This is a genomic window from Amycolatopsis mediterranei, assembly GCF_026017845.1.
Taxonomy (GTDB): Bacteria; Actinomycetota; Actinomycetes; order Mycobacteriales; family Pseudonocardiaceae; genus Amycolatopsis; species Amycolatopsis mediterranei.
In genome coordinates this window covers 7,726,611-7,742,977 of sequence record NZ_CP100416.1, presented here as the reverse complement: position 1 = coordinate 7,742,977, position 16,367 = coordinate 7,726,611, and the positions used below count along the sequence as shown (strand labels likewise).

At 69.4% G+C, this 16,367-nt stretch carries 17 protein-coding genes and 1 pseudogene; 9 read left to right on the top strand and 9 right to left on the bottom strand.

The features are described from left to right. Positions 1-269: 269 nt before the first annotated feature. The gene (locus ISP_RS34695) at positions 270-983 is read right to left on the bottom strand and encodes a PP2C family protein-serine/threonine phosphatase (protein WP_013228533.1); all 714 of its coding nucleotides are present in this window, start codon (positions 981-983) and stop codon (positions 270-272) included. 91 nt (positions 984-1,074) lie between these two features. Here ISP_RS34695 and ISP_RS34690 point away from each other — a divergent pair, with 91 nt between their 5' ends. Next, on the top strand, positions 1,075-1,905 hold the full coding sequence (locus tag ISP_RS34690) for an AfsR/SARP family transcriptional regulator (RefSeq protein ID WP_013228532.1): 831 nt from the start codon (positions 1,075-1,077) through the stop codon (positions 1,903-1,905). On the opposite strand, the gene ISP_RS34685 is transcribed toward ISP_RS34690, so the two are convergent. Then, positions 1,796-2,494, bottom strand: a complete 699-nt coding sequence (locus tag ISP_RS34685; protein WP_034285781.1) for a hypothetical protein — start codon at positions 2,492-2,494, stop codon at positions 1,796-1,798. The genes ISP_RS34690 and ISP_RS34685 overlap by 110 nt on opposite strands. A gap of 106 nt (positions 2,495-2,600) precedes the next feature. Between ISP_RS34685 and ISP_RS34680 the strand changes: the two genes are divergently transcribed. Further along, positions 2,601-2,999 carry a nuclear transport factor 2 family protein gene (locus ISP_RS34680; RefSeq protein WP_013228531.1) on the top strand — a complete coding sequence of 133 codons (399 nt, stop codon included), beginning with the start codon at positions 2,601-2,603 and terminating at the stop codon, positions 2,997-2,999. 184 nt (positions 3,000-3,183) lie between these two features. After that, a complete protein-coding gene (locus ISP_RS34675) occupies positions 3,184-3,966 on the top strand; it encodes a hypothetical protein (RefSeq protein WP_013228530.1) in 783 nt (260 codons plus the stop codon). Positions 3,967-4,001: 35 nt separating this feature from the next. Here ISP_RS34675 and ISP_RS34670 read toward each other — a convergent pair whose 3' ends face one another. The 6 genes from ISP_RS34670 to ISP_RS34645 all read right to left on the bottom strand — a co-directional run bounded on the left by ISP_RS34670 (position 4,002) and on the right by ISP_RS34645 (position 9,002). Beyond that, entirely contained in the window at positions 4,002-5,825 is a 1,824-nt protein-coding gene (locus ISP_RS34670; protein ID WP_013228529.1) for an ArnT family glycosyltransferase, read from the bottom strand. Further along, complete coding sequence (locus tag ISP_RS34665; RefSeq protein WP_013228528.1) at positions 5,825-7,081, bottom strand: bifunctional glycosyltransferase family 2/GtrA family protein; 1,257 nt, start codon at positions 7,079-7,081, stop codon at positions 5,825-5,827. Before ISP_RS34665 ends, ISP_RS34670 begins: the two co-directional genes overlap by 1 nt. A 94-nt stretch (positions 7,082-7,175) precedes the next feature. Beyond that, positions 7,176-7,685 (bottom strand): hypothetical protein, encoded by a 510-nt coding sequence (locus ISP_RS34660; protein WP_013228527.1) that lies wholly within the window; start codon positions 7,683-7,685, stop codon positions 7,176-7,178. Between the two features lie 110 nt (positions 7,686-7,795). Next, positions 7,796-8,068: a hypothetical protein gene (locus ISP_RS34655; protein ID WP_013228526.1), complete on the bottom strand. Its 273-nt coding sequence runs from the start codon at positions 8,066-8,068 to the stop codon at positions 7,796-7,798. Positions 8,069-8,147: 79 nt separating this feature from the next. After that, positions 8,148-8,810 (bottom strand): Crp/Fnr family transcriptional regulator, encoded by a 663-nt coding sequence (locus tag ISP_RS34650; protein WP_230468496.1) that lies wholly within the window; start codon positions 8,808-8,810, stop codon positions 8,148-8,150. Between the two features lie 21 nt (positions 8,811-8,831). Next, complete coding sequence (locus ISP_RS34645) at positions 8,832-9,002, bottom strand: hypothetical protein (RefSeq protein WP_014467515.1); 171 nt, start codon at positions 9,000-9,002, stop codon at positions 8,832-8,834. 464 nt (positions 9,003-9,466) lie between these two features. Here ISP_RS34645 and ISP_RS34640 point away from each other — a divergent pair, with 464 nt between their 5' ends. From ISP_RS34640 to ISP_RS34615, 6 genes are all read left to right on the top strand, one after another. After that, positions 9,467-10,684, top strand: a complete 1,218-nt coding sequence (locus ISP_RS34640; protein ID WP_013228524.1) for a helix-turn-helix transcriptional regulator — start codon at positions 9,467-9,469, stop codon at positions 10,682-10,684. Positions 10,685-10,698: 14 nt separating this feature from the next. Continuing rightward, on the top strand, positions 10,699-11,463 hold the full coding sequence (locus ISP_RS34635) for a hypothetical protein (RefSeq protein ID WP_013228523.1): 765 nt from the start codon (positions 10,699-10,701) through the stop codon (positions 11,461-11,463). After that, positions 11,460-12,062, top strand: a complete 603-nt coding sequence (gene dcd, locus ISP_RS34630) for a dCTP deaminase (RefSeq protein ID WP_013228522.1) — start codon at positions 11,460-11,462, stop codon at positions 12,060-12,062. Before ISP_RS34635 ends, dcd begins: the two co-directional genes overlap by 4 nt. After that, positions 12,046-13,098 carry a thiamine-phosphate kinase gene (locus ISP_RS34625; protein ID WP_013228521.1) on the top strand — a complete coding sequence of 351 codons (1,053 nt, stop codon included), beginning with the start codon at positions 12,046-12,048 and terminating at the stop codon, positions 13,096-13,098. Before dcd ends, ISP_RS34625 begins: the two co-directional genes overlap by 17 nt. Positions 13,099-13,647: 549 nt before the next feature. After that, complete coding sequence (locus ISP_RS34620; RefSeq protein ID WP_013228520.1) at positions 13,648-14,721, top strand: helix-turn-helix domain-containing protein; 1,074 nt, start codon at positions 13,648-13,650, stop codon at positions 14,719-14,721. Further along, positions 14,718-15,923: a hypothetical protein gene (locus tag ISP_RS34615; RefSeq protein ID WP_230468495.1), complete on the top strand. Its 1,206-nt coding sequence runs from the start codon at positions 14,718-14,720 to the stop codon at positions 15,921-15,923. The genes ISP_RS34620 and ISP_RS34615 overlap by 4 nt, the downstream gene beginning before the upstream one ends. An 86-nt stretch (positions 15,924-16,009) precedes the next feature. On the opposite strand, the pseudogene ISP_RS34610 reads toward ISP_RS34615, so the two are convergent. After that, positions 16,010-16,306 (bottom strand): annotated as a pseudogene (locus tag ISP_RS34610) (GNAT family N-acetyltransferase); the annotation flags it as partial. Positions 16,307-16,367: the final 61 nt, after the last annotated feature.

Genomic DNA, 16,367 nt, shown 5'->3' with positions numbered 1-16,367 from the left:
CGCGGCGGCCCCGCGGGTACAGGGGGGCACGGGGGGCTTGCCCCGGGGGCCCCGGCCGCTGATGCGGCTGCGTATCGGTTCGGCAGGGGGTGTGGCCGGTCGGCAGGGGTGGGCGGATCGGGGCGGAGGTGCGGGCGGTCGGCAGGGGCGAGCGGATCGGGCCGGAGGTGTGGGCGGTTGGCGGGGGTGTGGCCGGTTGGCAGGGGTGGAGCGTTTGGTGCACGCACCGTCACCCCAGCCCGGGAGCATTTCAGTCCTGCGAGCCGGGTTCACGCGGCGATGGGAAATCGGACCGTTGTGTTGTCGGCCGCCTCCAGGGGTTCGACGTAGAGGGCCGTTGCGTTGTCCGAGCCGCCGCGGGCGAGGGCTGCTTCGACCAGCTCTGCCGCGCCCGTTCCCGGCTGCGCGAGTACCGCGCGGATGCCGCTGCCGGTGAGCGGCTTGTGGATGCCGTCGCTGGTCAGCAGGAGGCCCGCGCTCGTCGTCTCCGCCGTGCCGATCTCGTGTGCTTCGGCGGTGCGGACGCTGGTGGTGACGACGTGCTCCATCCGCGGCGTCACCGGCTGGTGGCGCGCACGGAAGAACTCGGCGAGCGTGTGGTCGGTCGTGAGGGGGCTCAGCGTGGTGCCGTCCCAGGCGTACGCGCGGGCGTCACCCACCCAGGCGATGCGGTAGCCGCCGTGCTCGGCCGGCATGGCGACGACGAGCACGGCGTCGCCGAGTGTTTGCTCGCGCACCGCGCGCTGCGCGGCCAGCACGGCCTCGACCGGTCCTTTGTGGACCGGCGTGCGGGCGGCGGCCGCGGCGGCGGTGCGGGCGGCGCGCGCGGCAGTGGGATCGTCCCCGACGCCGTCGGCCAGGGCGAACGCGATGCCCGGGCCGCCTGCGGCGGCGTACGCCCCGACGGCGTCTGCGTTGAGTGAGCGCGGCCCCTGCGCACTCGCGGTGTGCCAGCGTGGGTAACCCGGACGGGTGGTGATCATCGCGGCCTCCTCATCCCCTCTGCTCTCCATGATCCGCGCCGAACCTAAGGGGCGGCTGAGACTTTCCGGGTACCGTGGAAAGGGGGTGGGGATGGAGTTCCCGATTCTCGGGCCGCTGGCGGTGTCGCGCGCCGTCGGCCGCCGGGCCGCGCTCGGCGGGCGCAAGCCGCGGACGCTGCTGGCGGCCTTGCTGTCGGCGCGTGGGCGCGTGGTGCTCGACGAGCGGCTGATTTCCCTGCTGCGGGCCGACGAACGGCAGTCGACGGTCGACGTGCAGGTGTGCGCGTACGTCTCCCGGCTGCGCAAAGCCCTTGGGCGCCCGGCGCGGCTCGTGCGGGCCGGCGGCGGCTATCTGCTGACGCCCGGAGGAACCGTCGAAGCCGAAGAGCTCTCACGGCTGGCGTATTCGGGGGACGGCGAGCTGCGTGCGGACCGCCCGGCCCGCGCCGGTGAGCTGTTCCGCGCCGTATTGGCGCTGTGGCGCGGTCCGGTGCTCGACGCCGTCGCCGAGCCGCTCCGCGCGGGCGAAGCGGCGCGGTTCGACGAACTACGGCTGGCCGTGCTGGAGGACCGGATCGAAGCCGAGATCGCGCCGGGTGACCACTTGCGCGCGGTGCACGACGTGACCGCGTTCGTCCTCGAACTCCGGATGCGGGAACGCGCGCAGGCTCTGCTCGTAGCGGCGCTCTGCGCGGGCGGCGGGGCGGCAGACGCGGTCGCGGTGTACCACCGGGGCCGCCGCCTCCTCGACGAGCGCGTCGGGGGCGCACCGGGCCCACGCTGCGGGCGGCGTACCAGCGGGTGCTGGACACTCAGGCGAGGCAGGGAGCTGGCCGGAAGTCCTGATCAAGTTCGGCGGGCGAGCGCTGCAGCCAGTACCGGGGCAGCGAGCGCACCTGATCGCGCGGCAGAGCGGGGTTGACGTGCCGGTGGTCGGGTTTAACGATGGATTGTAGCGGCCAGCCGAAGCCGGTCATCGGGTCGATCCGTGCCCACCGGTGCCGGTCGATGCCCTGGACGAGCTGCGCGCACACGACGGAGTGCCAGAAGTGGTAGCCGCTCGGCGGGTTGCCGTTCATGGTGTGCACTTCCGACTCTTCCGGCGCCCGCCGCGGATCGAACAAGATGCCCTGCCCGAAGGCGGCGAATGCTTTGACCAGCCCGGCTTCGTCACCACGGTAGAAGTGGTCGAAGTTGTCCAGCTGCAGTTTCGAGAGGGTGGTCGGCGGCCCTTCGATCGGCTCGACGAACTCGGCGTAGTTCTTCGGGTATGCAGGATCCCGGCTCAGCTCCCGCCATTTCTCGTACAGGCCCTCCGGGGCGTTTGCTGGATGAGGGGAAGAGGACGGCGTAGGCGTCCTGAATTCCTGGGAAAAGTGGTAGAGCGCGATTGCATCGAACTGGAACCAGAGTTTGTGGGCCCGACGGTCCTCAAGTATCGCGGGCCCGGGCGGCAGGCCGGTGCGGTCGGTTCCGGCGGCGGTTCCGGTCCCAGCGCCTGCGATCGCCATTCCGGCGACGGTGACGGTCCCGATTTGAGCAGACTGCGACGATCCATGGCCTGCCCTTTCTCTGTAAGATCGTTCCCGTGGACAACTGCCACGCGCGTCGGAGAACTTGATCTTTTCTTACGCGGCGCTGGTCGACGCGGGAGACTTCGCGGGGGTGGGTGAGTTGTTCGCGGAGGGGACGTTCGTGGGCAGTAGCGGTGTGCTGCGGGGCGCCGCGGAGGTCGAGCGGATGTTGCACGAGTCGGTGATCGTGTACGAGGACGGAACCCCGCGGACGAAGCACGTGACGACGAACGTAGCGCTCGAGCTGTCCGGCTCGACAGCATCGGGCCGCGCGTACTTCACGGTGCTGCAGGCAGTCCCCGGCTTCCCACTGCAGACGATTGCGGCGGGCAGGTGCGATGACCGATTCATGAGGGGAGCGGGCGGTTGGCGATCTACGGAACGGCGAGCGAGGGTGGATCTCGTCGGAGACTCCAGCCGCCACCTGTGCTCGAGGTCTTAAACACGTTCCGAGGTTATGGCTATTCGTCAATCCGCCGTTCGGGGGTCACCTCAGTGTTCTCGGGTCATTTCAAGGACATAGTGTCAGTAGATCGTCGACCGGCGTCGCGCTGCGGGAAAATCAACTCACCGACGGGTAGGGTTGTCGCTCACGGCGTTGACGACCGGTGAGGGGTGGTCGCGGAATGGTGCTGACACACGAAGGTTTCGGCGGCCTGGTCCTCGGCGCGTTCCCCGAAATTTCGATCAACCTGATCGCCGCGGCGATCGGTGGCACGGCGGTGTGGCTGGTCACGAGAACGCGGAGGCGTCTCAAACTGCTGCGCGCCCGTAGGTTCTGGAGATCACTCTGCGATCGCACGCCACTCATCGTCATCGGTGCCCCGGACTTCGAACCCCTCAACAAATGGGAGAAATCGGGGATGGTGGGCAAGGGGGATATCCTCGCTCTTGTCGATATCCAAAACCAGCTCCGTGAACTGGGTTTCGAAGGAAAGATCGTCGAGACCAAAGAAATGAATTCCGGAGATCGTCGCAAAGATCTGGTGCTGATTGGCGGCCCGGACGGAAATTCCGTGACCGAGACGATGATGAGGGAGCTCGATCGAGTGCTCTCCTACGAGTTCACCTGGAACGCAGGAGTCGGCAACGCGGTGATCGACCGCACAACCGGTTCGGCTTCCGCTCCACAATACGACAAGGTCGGCAACCCGACCAGCGACTACGGGCTGATCATCCGGGCGGTGAACCCGCTGGCACCGAAGAAATCCGAGATCGTCATCCTGGCCGGCTGTTGGGGCTTCGGCACGGCGGCTGCGGCCGAACTGCTGCGTGATCGCAAATTTCTCCGCCAGCAGCGGAAGTCGAAACACTTCGAGACGCTGGTCAAGACGACCGTGGTAGGAGGCGCCCACTACAACGCAGAGGCCCAGGGCACGCGTGAGATCACGCATGCGTCCGCCGACTGATGCCCGGGCTTCCGGAGAAGCCCGGGCGCCCGCCGTCAGCTCTGCAGGTCGTACACCGTCTGGCCGTCCACCGTGGTGGCGGTGAAGTTCGCCGTCACCCAGTCCGTGATCTCCGACGAGCCGCCGCCCGGCCCACCTCCTCGGCCGCCCTCGATGTAGTACTTGACTTCGCCCGCTGCCACGTACGCCTTGAACTCGGCCAGTGTCGGGGCCGGGTCCGAGCCGCTCCAGCCGCCGATGCCGATCACCGCCTTGCCGCTCGCCAGCTCCAGGGATGCCGCGCTCTGCGAACCCGTTGTCGCCGCTGCCCACTTCGTCGTCGTCTTGGCGAGCAAGGAGCCGACCGCGCTCGAGGAGTCGTCGAAGCCACCCATGGCGCTCGACGTCGGACCCGACGTCGGGATCGATCCCGTGTGCGCCACCGACGCCGTCTCGACGCCGTACGCCGCCGACGACACGCCGATCGTCAGGACCACCGCCGTCGCCACGAGCGCGACCGCCCGGCGCGTTGCCGGGATGCCCATCACCAGCACCGTGCCCACCAGCACCCCGAGCACCGCGACGATCCAGCGCAGCGCCGGGAACCACTCCGGCGTCCGGTCCAGCAGGATGAACGACCACACCGCCGTCGCCACGACCATTCCGGCCAGCGTCGCCCGCGGGGCCAGGTGCGCCCGGCCCTGCCACAGCGCGCGGCCCGAAATCGCGACCAGCGCGGCGATCGCGGGGGCCAGAGCGACCGCGTAGTACGGGTGCACGGTGCCGCTCATGAAGCTGAACACCAGCGCCGTCACGACCAGCCAGCCGCCCCACAGCACCAGCGCCGCCCGGGTCTTGTCCGTCCGCGGCGCGCGGCGGGTGAACCACAGCCCGGCGACCAGCCCGATCAGCGCGGCCGGCAGCAGCCACGAGATCTCCGTGCCGAAGCTGGCGCCGAACATCCGGAACAGGCCCGTCGACCCGCCGAACCCGGTGTTGCCGCCCATGCCGCCGCCGCCCATGCCGCCGTTGCCTTCGCCACCGAAGATGCGGCCCAACCCGTTGTAGCCCAAGGCAAGTTCGAGCAGACTGTCCCCTTCGGACCCGCCGATGTACGGCCGCGACGCCGTCGGCCACAGGTCCACCAGCGCGATGAACCAGCCCGCCGAGACGACCAGCGCCACGACCGCGCCACCGAGGTGCAGCAGCCGCTTGCCCAGCGACGTCGGCGCCGCGAGCAGGTACAACAGCCCGAACGCCGGCAGCACCAGGAACGCCTGCATCATCTTCGCCAGGAAGCCGAACCCGATCGCCACCCCGGCCAGCGCCAGCCACCGCGGGCTCGCCTTTTCCGCTGCCCGCACGACGAAGTAGGCGCCCGCGACCATCAGCAGCACCAGCAGCGCGTCCGGGTTGTTGAAGCGGAACATCAGCGCCGCGACCGGCGTCACCGCCAGCATCGCCCCGGCCAGCAGCCCCGCGACCGGACCGGAAGTCCGCTTCACCGTCAGGTAGAGGATTCCTACGGAAGCCACGCCCATCAGCGCCTGCGGGGCCAGCACGGTGAAACTCGAGAAGCCGAAGATCCGGGCGAACGCCGTGCCGACCCACAGGGCCGCGGGCGGCTTGTCGACGGTCAGCACGTTCCCGGAGTCCAGCGAGCCGAACAGCCACGCCTTCCAGCTCTGCGTCCCGGACTGGACGGCGGCGGCGTAGAAGGAGTTGCCGTAGCCGGACGCGGTGAGGTTCCAGAAGTACAGCACCGCGGTGGCGGCCAGCAGCCCGAACGCGGCCGGGCGGACCCAGCGCGGTGGTGCGTGCGCGGCGGGCTCCTTGCGGTGCCGCGATTCGGAAACCGGGGCGGGCAGGACGGTGGTCATCAGAACTCCTTCTGGGTGGTGGCCTGGCGGCGCGGGTTGAAGACCCAGCCGCGCAGGAGCAGGAACCGGAGCACCGTGGCGGCGAGGTTCGCCAGCACCAGCACGGTGAGCTCCAGGACGAGGCCGGGGGCGGTGGATCCGTTGAGCAGGGCCAACGAACCGCTGGTGAGCGCGAGCCCGAGGCCGAAGACGAGCAGCCCTTCGAACTGGTGGCGTCCGGCGCCGGCGCGGCCGCGGATGCCGAACGTCAGCCGCCGGTTCAGCGCGGTGTTCCCGACTGCCGTCACCAGCAGCGCGGCGAAGTTCGCCGGCTGCGCGCCGACGACCGTGCGCAGCAGCAGGAACAGCACCAGGTAGGCGAGCGTGCTGCTGACGCCGATCGCGGCGAACCGCACCAGTTGCGTCACCAGCCGCGGCGGTACGCCGGGCGCGTCGACGCCGATCGGCTGCCTGCCGAGCTGCTCGCGCAGCCTGCTGACCGGGATTTCCCCGGTGAAGGTGGCTTTGGTGACGCGAGCGATGCCCTTGAGGTCCTCGGTGGCCGTCTTGACGATGTTGACCGACGAGTCCGGGTCGTCGACCCAGTCGACCGGCACCTCGTGGATCCGCAGCCCGGCGCGCTGGGCCAGAACGAGCAACTCGGTGTCGAAGAACCAGCCGGTGTCCACCACGTGCGGCAGCAGTTCGCGGGCGACGTCGGCGCGGATGGCCTTGAAGCCGCACTGCGCGTCGCTGAACTTCGCGGCGAGCGTCGAGCGGAGGATCAGGTTGTAGCACCGGGAAATGAACTCGCGCTTCGGGCCGCGCACCACTCGCGCCCCCCGGGCGAGCCTGCTGCCGATGGCGAGCTCGGAGTGCCCGGACAGCAACGGCGCGACGAGCGGCCCGAGCGCGGCGAGATCGGTGGAGAGGTCGACGTCCATGTAGGCGAGCACGGCGGCGTCGGAGGCCTGCCACACGGCGTTGAGCGCGCGGCCGCGGCCCTTCTCGTCGAGGTGCCGGACGGCGACCTCGGGGAACTCCCGGGCCAGCCGTTCGGCCACCTGCAGCGTCGCATCGGTGCTCGCGTTGTCGGCGACGGTGATCCGGTACGGGTAGGAGACGTGCTCGGCCAGGTGAGCGTGCAGCCGGCGGATGCACGGTTCGAGGTCGGTCTCTTCGTTGTAGACCGGGATGACGACGTCGAGAACGGGCCGCGGGCCGGCCAGGTCGACCGGGCCGGTCCCGGGCCGCGATGCGGGGGCGGTGGCTGTCATGCCCCTACGATCGCGGCCGCCGCTTTGGTGATCGTGTGTTCTCTCTGTGCGGTCCCTGTGTGGTGCCCGGTTCGCGGCCGGGCACCGGCGGGACTCAGCTGTGCGCCCGCAGCGGCACGACGTTGCTCGGCAGGGACGCCCGGCCCGGTTCGCGCTTCGGGGCCGTCGGGCTGATCGTCAGCGTCACCAGGCCGGCGTACCTCGGGTGGCGGTCGACGTAGACCTCCGGGACCGCGCAGGCGGCGGCCAGGACCGTGCGGTGGCGGTGCAGGTGCTCGAACGCCTCGCGGCCGAACAGCGAAACGACGATGTCGCCGCCGCGGGGACGGCTCCACAGGATCGCCGGGAGGCGGCCGCCGGGCAGGCGCAAGTGCGGGAACACCGCCCGCAGCCGGTGCTGCAGCCGGATCGCGTGGATCCGGGCCTGCACCTGGCGGCGGCGCAGCACCGCCAGGCCGAGCGCGGCGGCGAGGACCGCCGACGCCCACAGCGGGCCGGTCCACAGGGCGAAGGTCACCACGCCGTAGGGGAGCAGCGTCACGGCCAGGATTTCCCATCGCCAATGGTAGATCCGCAACGGGAAGGTCGGTGGCGTGCTGGTCATTTCCGTGCTCCTTTCGGTCGGCCGGCGGCGAAGGAGGCCGCCGAGGTGGCGCAGGAGACGTCCGGCACCGGAAGCCGCCACGAGGGCGGCGACGATGACCGGCCCGGACGTCATGTCGGGATCCGGGTCTTCGGGGCGGGCTCGGGTTTGATGTCGCGGTCGCGGCCGAGCTGCCAGGTCCAGCGCCAGCCGGCCCAGATCGCGACCGCGGAGCCCACCAGGACGAGGACGAAGGCCTGCCCGACCAGCCCGTCGAGCGGGGCGAGCCGCAGCAGCACCAGCAGCGCCCAGAGCTGGGACGCGGTGAACGGGATGACGAGACCGGCCGCGTAGACGCCCCGGCGCCAGCGGCTCCGGCCCGGTGCGGTGGTGTAGGGGTCCATGAAAGCCCTCCTCTGCCGTGGATCCAGGAAACCTCCGGCTCGCCGAGTGCTTTGTGTCAGCTGACACACAGCGCGGGATTCAGCTCGCCAGTCGTCGAAGTTCGGCCATGCGGTGGATCGTCACCTGTCTTCTGCCGGTGCTGATCACCCCGAGCCGACGCAGTTCGCGCGTCGCGCGCGCCCAGGACTCGCGCGAGATCGCCGCGGTCATCGCCAGTTCGGCCTGGGTGGCCGGGACCGCGATCCGGATGTCGTCCCCGCGCGGCACGCCGTGCTGGACGGCCAGTTGCATGAGCTGCGCCGCCACGCGCCGCGCCGCGGCCCCGCCGCCGACGTCCAGCCACTGCCGGCCGACCGAGCGCAGCCGGGCCGAGAGCACGAGCAGCAGCGCCCAGGAGATCCGCGACCGCGTCCGGCACAGCGAGACGAACCGATCGCCGGGGATCTCGAGCACGTCGAGGTCGTCGAGCGCCTCGACGGTCGCGGACCGCGGCAGGTCGTCGATCGCGGCGAGCTCCCCGATCACGTCACCGGCACTCCGCACCCCGACGACGACGTCACGCCCGTCCGGCGTGCCGTGGACGATCCGCACGTGCCCGGACAGCAGCACCAGCACGACACTGGAGAGGTCGCCTTCCCGGCACACGGTCTGCCCGCGCCGGAACGAGCGGCGCGTGGCGGACTCCGCCACCTTGCGGCGATCGGCCGGGCCCAGTTCGGCCCAGAAGCCCGTCGGTTCCACGGTCCCCACCTCTTTTTCGTGCTACGCGGGCATGTCCTCCTGGCGGTGAGCGGCTTCCGGGACGTGGATCCACCCGCGGAGCCGCTGGGTGCCGACTTTGATCGGGACCGTCTGGAAGTACGCGGTGTGATCGATCCCCGGGTAGCCGTGCCGGACGACCGAGCGGTGCATCTCCGGTGAAATGACGAGCACGAGCGGGGCGGCCGTGATACTCAGCTGCCGCCGGAGTTCTGCCGGTGCCGGCCGGCTTCTCGACGCCGGGCTGCGAACCGGTCGTGTGGGCGGTACGTAGGTAGGGGGTATGGCCTTGCATCGCACTTTTGCCGGGTACAGAAGTCGGCCTCTGACCAGCCACCCGGCTAGACCGCCGCCAGCGGCTCAGAGCGGCCGTCGGGTACTCTCCGTCAACTCCCAGCAAGGTGCGGGGGCGGCCCGTTGCGCCAAATTGGTGGCTGACTACCTGGAGAGGTAACCCATCTGGACGAGGCTCCCGATGTCGGAGCTCCGGCAGAGAGAGGATGAGATAAGGTGCGCTCTGTGTCCGCAATTTATCACCTCCTACACTTGACCTACCTAAGTAGGTAAGCCCCGTGTCGCATGCTTACCTACATGATATGGCGGTTGCTTCGCGGCCGATAGGTACTGATGTGGTAACGGTGACCATCGAACAGGTAGGTGCCGAGTTGCGGCGGTTGCGCAATGCCGCCAAGCAGACGCAAGCGGGCGTGGCCCGGGTCGTCGGGGTCAGCCGGCCCAACCTGGCGCAGTGGGAGGCCGGGCGCCACCTCCCGTCGGTGGAGAACGCCCGGCTCCTCGACGATCATTTCGGCGCAGCGAATGCGCTGTTCCACCTGGTGGAAGCAGCTCGTTCCCCCGGTTCGGCGGCCGTGGGGGCGCGGCCAGCGAGCTCCTCGCTGCTCGACGTCTTCCGCCTGGCCGGGCGCAGCCTGGCCGGCCACCTGATCCGCGATGACGACGGCCGTCCGGTCGGCTGGCGGCACAACCTCCAGCAGCACGGCGAGCACACCACGCTCGCCACCGCCTACGGGATAAGCGCGATGGTCGTGGTAGGCGAGCCCTACATCGACCTACATGCGGTCGTGGAGCGCCTCTACGCCAAGCAGTCCCCCTATGGCTGGCAGGGCCGGTCGAAGGGCAAACGGCCGGAAGTCACCGCAGCTGTCGTCAACGCGCTGTTCCAGGCCAGCACCATCCTCTCGGCCGAGGAGGGGCTGACCCACCTCAGGAATTCGCTCGACGACTACAGTCGGACCCGGCCGTTCCTGCTCGCCACGGCGCTGCGCACGTCGGTGCGGCTCGGACCCGATGCCCCGCTGACCCGCAGGCTCGCGGACGATCTCCTCGCTGCCCGGCTCGACGTCCACGGCGTACTGCTGTGGGGCGAAAAGAAGGAACCGGGCCTGGTGGCCCCGGAACCGACGACGGCGCACACTGCGCGGGCCGTCGTGGCCCTGCGGGACCTCCTGCGAATCGGGCAGGATCGCGCCGACGTCCGGGAAGCCGTCGAGGTGGGCACGCAGTGGCTCATCGAACGGACCCACCCGGACGACGGGATCATGGAAGACCTCGTGCTTCGCGAGCCCGGCGGCCAGGGGAAGGTCCCGGTCAACATCAAGCACTTCACCTCTGCATGGGTCGTCCAGGCCCTGGCCGAGGCACCCCAGGTGCCGAGGGCCCGGCTGAGCCGCGCGCTCAGCTCTCTTTGGGAGCGCTACGAAGCCGGCCTCGGGCTGTGGGCCTGGGGGAGTGGTGACCTCCCGATCTGGATGACACTCGACGCCGTCACCGCCCTGCGCGCGGCGGCGCTGGCCTTCGCGGCACCCCCGTTCCTTCCGTCCGCAGTCGCAGAATAGAGAAACCTCGCACGATGAGCACGACCCTTTCTTTCGTCGTGGCCGCCGACCGGACGGCCGGTCACGCTTTCCGGCGCCTGATTGCGGAAACCCTGCGCGACAACGACTCCAGGCCCGGCCTTGGCCGGCTTGAAGCAGCGGCCGGGCAGGTACGCGCCGCTCGGCGCGAGCTCGCCGCCTGGCTGCGCGAGCTGATCGCCGACCAAGCGGCGGTCGCCGAGATCGCGAAACGCTCGTACTGGCACCCGAACGGCTTCGCGAAGATCGTTCTTCACACGAGCGTCGATCCCGAGTTCCGGATTCGCCTCCACGTGTGGCCGCGCAGTGAGACACCTTCGCGCGGCGAGTCCAATCCGCACAGCCATCGCTGGGAGTTCGCTTCCTACGTGCTCACGGGAACAGGCATGCACATGGTCGACTTCGCGGAGACCACCGAGGGTGGCAGGCCGTATCAGCGGTACCGCTACGGCAGCGACCCGGCGAACCCGGCGGCCCTCGCCGCCGACGGCGAGGTCCGGCTCAGGCGCCGCGGCGTACCGCACGTCCAAAGTGGAGATGTGTACACGTGCGACACCTCGATTGTGCACACGGTGCGCCCGATCGACGCGGGGTTGACGGCGACGGTCGTCGTGCAGGGACCGCGGCGAACCCCTACCACCGTCGTCTACTGCGAGCCAGGCGAAAGCGACGACCAGCCGAACTTCGGTCTGACCGACGCCGACTTCGTGGAGCTCGTGACCGAACTTCTGTCGACTCTCGACAGCGAGGTCGCACTATGACGTCCATGGAGCCGAAAGCCCAGGTGGAGGTCGGCGTGCTGACCGATCGGGCGATCCGACGGGCCCGCGAGAACGGTGAGCTGTGGGTCGAGCCGTTCGACGCCGCGCTCGTGCGCCCGGCCGCGCTCAGCCTGCGGCTCGGGCACGAGGCGTTCACACTGATGACGACCGGCCCGGTCGACGTCGCGGACCGGTCGACCCACCCCGAACTGATCCTCAAGGAGCCGGATGCACGGGGGCGGCTGGTCGTCGAGCCCGGCGAAGTCGTGCTCGCGCCGACCCTGGAGAAGATCGGGCTTTCCGAGAACCTCGCCGGCCTGGTCGACGGGACCAGCGACTACGCGCGGCTCGGGATCAGTGTGGTGTTGTGCGGCCAGGTCAGTCCCGGCTTCGGGCGGGACACCGGCGCCGTGCTCACGCTGGAGATCGTCAACCACCTCCGGCACCCGGTGCTGTTGTATCCCGGCACCCGGATCTGCAACTTGATGCTGTTCGCTTCGAGCGGGAGCGAGCTGCCCTACGGCGACCTGCCGCACAACTACTCGAGCGACCACTCGGTCGTCGCGTCTCGATTGGCGGATCATGTCCGGCACAACTGAACTCACCCTCGGCGACCTGGGTGAACGGGGCATCCAGGAGAAGGTCTTCCAGCCGCGCTACGGTGCCGTGGAGGGTTTCGGCGACGACAGCGCCTTGCTAGGCGCGGTAAGTGCGCGGAGCGAACTGGTCGCGACCACGGACAGTTGCCCGACGCCGCTGGTCAACCTCTTGCGCGAACCGGATCTGTACCACGCGGGCTGGCTGCTGGCGACGATCAACCTCTCGGACCTGGCCGCAGCAGGCGCGGAGCCGCTCGGGCTGGTCGTCAACTACACCCTGCCCAAGGCGACGACGGTAGGCGAGTTCGAGCGCCTGCTCGACGGCGTCGACGACTGTTGCGTGGCGCACGGAACCAAGGTCGCGGGCGGCGACATCCGCGACGGCGAAGTCGTCCAGCTGACGGCGACGGCCATCGGCCGGTGTGGTCCGGGCAGGAGGCTCAGGAGGTCCGGAGCCCAGCGCGGCGACCGTCTTATCCTGGTCGGTTCCCCCGGGTACCTCTGGGCCGCGGCCCTATTGGAGACGGGCCAGGCAACGCTCCCGCAGCCGGACCGGGCAGAGGTGTGGCGGCGCGCCTGCCGTCCGACGGCCCAGCTGAAGGCGGGCCGGGTGCTGGCGGCAACCGGTCTCGCCCGCGCGACAATGGACGTCTCGGACGGCCTCTTCGCCACGGTCCGCACGCTGTGCGAAGCGAACGGCCTCGGTGCGGCGGTCACAGGCGAGTTCGAGCTGGACGAGTGGCCGGCTTCGGTGGCCGAGCAGTGTGGGTTACCCCCATTCGCCCTCGCCCAGACTTGGGGCGACTGGGGTCTCGTCGTAGCGGCCGGGGCCGGGGACGTCCAACGGGTGACGGAGGCTCTGCGAGGAGAAGGCGTTGCGGCTCAGGAAATCGGGACGCTCACGGCTGACGGGCGGCTGACGTCGGGACCGGAGAACACCCCTTGGCAGGGAATAGCCCAGGAGAGGTTCTCGGCCAGCTCGTGGCATGGCGGGGAATTGTCCACGCTGGTTACCGAGGTCCTGGGCAGGCGCTGAACCCGGCTGATCGCCTTGCCACGGATCCGAGACGGGCGGGTCGGACATGTCACCGTCGGGAAGACCGCCGCGACGGCCTCTGGAACATGCAGCCACCCGCGGACCCGCTGGGTGCCGACTTTATCGGCACCGTCTGGAAGTACGCGATGTGATCGATCCCCGGTAGCCGTGCCGGACGACGAAGCGGTGCATCTCCGGTGAAATGACGACCACCAGCGGAGTGGCCGTGATACTCAGCTGCCGCCGGAGTTCCTGCGTGTCGACGAAGCGGCAGACGATGTCGACGTCCTCGCCGTACCGGGCCCGGCGGGTTGGTCCGCGTCGTCGAGCCTTCGATGTCGACCGCCACCATGGCCCGGTGGAGGGGGTGCTGGGCTGGAGTAGTCATGTCCCGCCCCTGCCTTCAGGCCGAAACTGAAGTTCAGTCAAGGAGACTGTAGGGCGTGGAATACCCGGAGCGATCGAGTCGCCTCGGCCCTCAGCTGTCATGCCGGGGAGTAAAGTCCGGGACTCGCCCGCGCTACTGAAATCCTGAAGGGTGGCGAAGTCTTGGCCGCAGTCCAGCAGGCACAGTGGTCCGCGCTCGCTCACCGCCTGCGCGCGCTGCGCGAGACCCAGTGGCCCGAAGCCGGGATCACTCAGGCGCAGCTCGCAAAGGCGCTCGGCGGCAGCAAGTCCCTCAGCATCTCCTTGATCTCGTCGTGGGAGAACACGGAAAAGCCGGTCACGCCGCCGACCAGGCGGCTCGACACCTACGCGACGCTGTTCGCGACCCGGCGGTCGCTGGACGGCGGCACGCTGCGCGTCCTCCCCGTCGGACAACTGACGGACGAGGAGCGGGCGCGGCGCGAGGAACTTCTGGACGAGCTCCTGGCGCTTCGCGACGGCCGGGCGAATGTCGCGCCGCCGGCCCCGGTGGCTGACATCTGGACCTTCGAACAAGGCCAGAACATCACGATCGTGTGCGCGCGGCTGCCGGAGAAGTACCGGCGGCACCTGTCCTATGCTGACCCGGAGAGCGCCGACTTCGTCTCGCTGTACACCTACGCCGACCCGGACGCGCTGATCGAGCTGTTCGGGCACATCCGCGCGCGCAACCCGGACAACAACGTCACGTTCTGCACCAGCGAGGAACTGGAGGCGGACGACTACACGAGCCACCTCGTGCTGCTCGGCGGCGTCGACTGGAACTCGGTGACCCGGGACGTGATCGAGCGGGTGGAGCTGCCCGTGGACCAGGTCGCCCGGGAGGACGACGCCGAGCACGGCGGGTTCCGGGTGCAGCGGGACGGCGGGGCACGCCTGTTCGAACCGCAGCTCGACCGGCAGGGTCACCTGCTGGAAGACGTCGCCCACTTCTACCGCGGTAAAAGTCCGTTCAACCAAAAGCGCACCGTGACCGTGTGCAATGGTATGTACGGTCGTGGCACGCTCGGAGCGGTTCGCGCGCTGACCGACGCGCGGTTCCGCGACCGGAATTCCGAGTACGTGCAAGACCGGTTCGGCGATGTGGAATCCTTCAGCATCATCAGCCGCGTGCCTGTCGTCGGGGGACAGGGGCTGACCCCCGACTGGACCCTCGAGGAGAACCGGTTGCACGAGTGGCCCGAGGCCGCCGCGTGAACGCGCGGCAGCACAAGTCCCATCAGGACCTGCTGGCCCACATCGATGTGGCGGACGCTCCTGGTGCGGCCATGGACGCGATCATCGTCCCCACCGGACGGCCGGCTGCCTACCTGCGGCAGGCCATCGCCGTGGCGAAGGAACGCGACGTGTTCCTCCTGCTGCTCTGCAGCCTCCGGTCCACCGCGTCCGCCGCGGCCCTGGCGGCCAAGAACGCCGGCGTCCGCGCGCTCGCCATCGACACCGATCTGCTGAACCCCGGCCTCGTGCCCACGTTCGCCACCGACCAGATCCTTCGGTTCACCCGGTTCCGGCGGCAGACCGACACGAGCTACAAGCGCAATCTGGGGCTGCTCATCGCGGTGCTCGCCGGCTGGAAGCGGATCCTCTTCCTCGACGACGACATCGAGCTGCCGAACCCCGCGGACCTCGGCGTCGCGGCCGGTCTCCTCGACGAGTACCCGGTGGTCGGCCTGGCCAACGAGGGCATGCCGGACAACTCCGTCGTGTGCCACGCCATCCGGGACGCGGGGCAGAAGCAGGACACTTTCATCGGTGGCGGCGCGCTCGAGGTCGGCGAAGCCGCGTTCACTTCGTTCTTCCCGAACATCTACAACGAAGACTGGTTCTTCCTGCTGGACGGCATGAAACTGCGACCGTCCGCGACCACGGGCAAAGCGAAGCAGAAGGACTACGACCCCTACCGCGACCCCCGGCGCGCCCGCGGTGAGGAACTGGGCGACACCCTGGCCGAAGGCGTGTTCGGGTTGTTCGACAACCACCTCGGCCTGGCGCAGGCCACCAAGGCGTACTGGCGCGAGTTCCTCAACGATCGCCGCCGGATCATCCGGGAGACGATCAAGCTGGTGCAGGCGTCGCCGATCGAGGCGGCCCAGCAGGCGCGGATGGTCGACGCGCTCAAGGCGGCGGTCGGCCGCAGCGAGCTGATCACGCCGGAGCTGTGCCTGCGGTACCTGCGTGCGTGGCAGCAGGACTGTGTGCGCTGGCGCCAGCGGATCACCGACCTCAGACGGGATCACCGCGGCGGTTCGGGTGTCGGGCACGCCCTCGAAGCCTTGGACATTCCATTGCTGGCACGGACCGAGGTCGAGGTCCCTCTCATGAGGACGAGACGGCCGATCGGTAATGCCTTGGATCGCGGCGCGGGTTTGACCGGCAGCAGCTGCTTGACGAGCACGTGACAGTGTTCCGGCTCCACCAGGATGCCGCCGTTCGGCAGCACCCTTTGCGCGTAGCAAGTGATGCTGCCGTGCCCCCAGTCCCGGTAGCCCAAACGGTCGTACAGGCGGGCCGCCGCGCTGTTGTCCGTGCGGACCGCCAAGGTCACCCGGTCGCGGTTGTGCTCGGCGGAATACCGCTCGACCGCCTCGACCAGCGCAGCTCCGATCCCAAGGTTGCGCAGGTCTCGGTGTACCTCGAGGTGGGTGAGCAGAGGGACACCGGGAAGATGCCGGCGGAGCGGGGGTTCTTCGGCGTCCTCGAGCCACAGGTAGACAACACCTGCCGGGCGGTGATCGAGCAAAGCGAGGAAGAGCACACCTCTTCCCTGCAAATGGCGGCTCATTCGATCGACAAAGAATCCCGGATCACCCAACTCGGCGGCGAACGAACTCACGTCCGCCGGA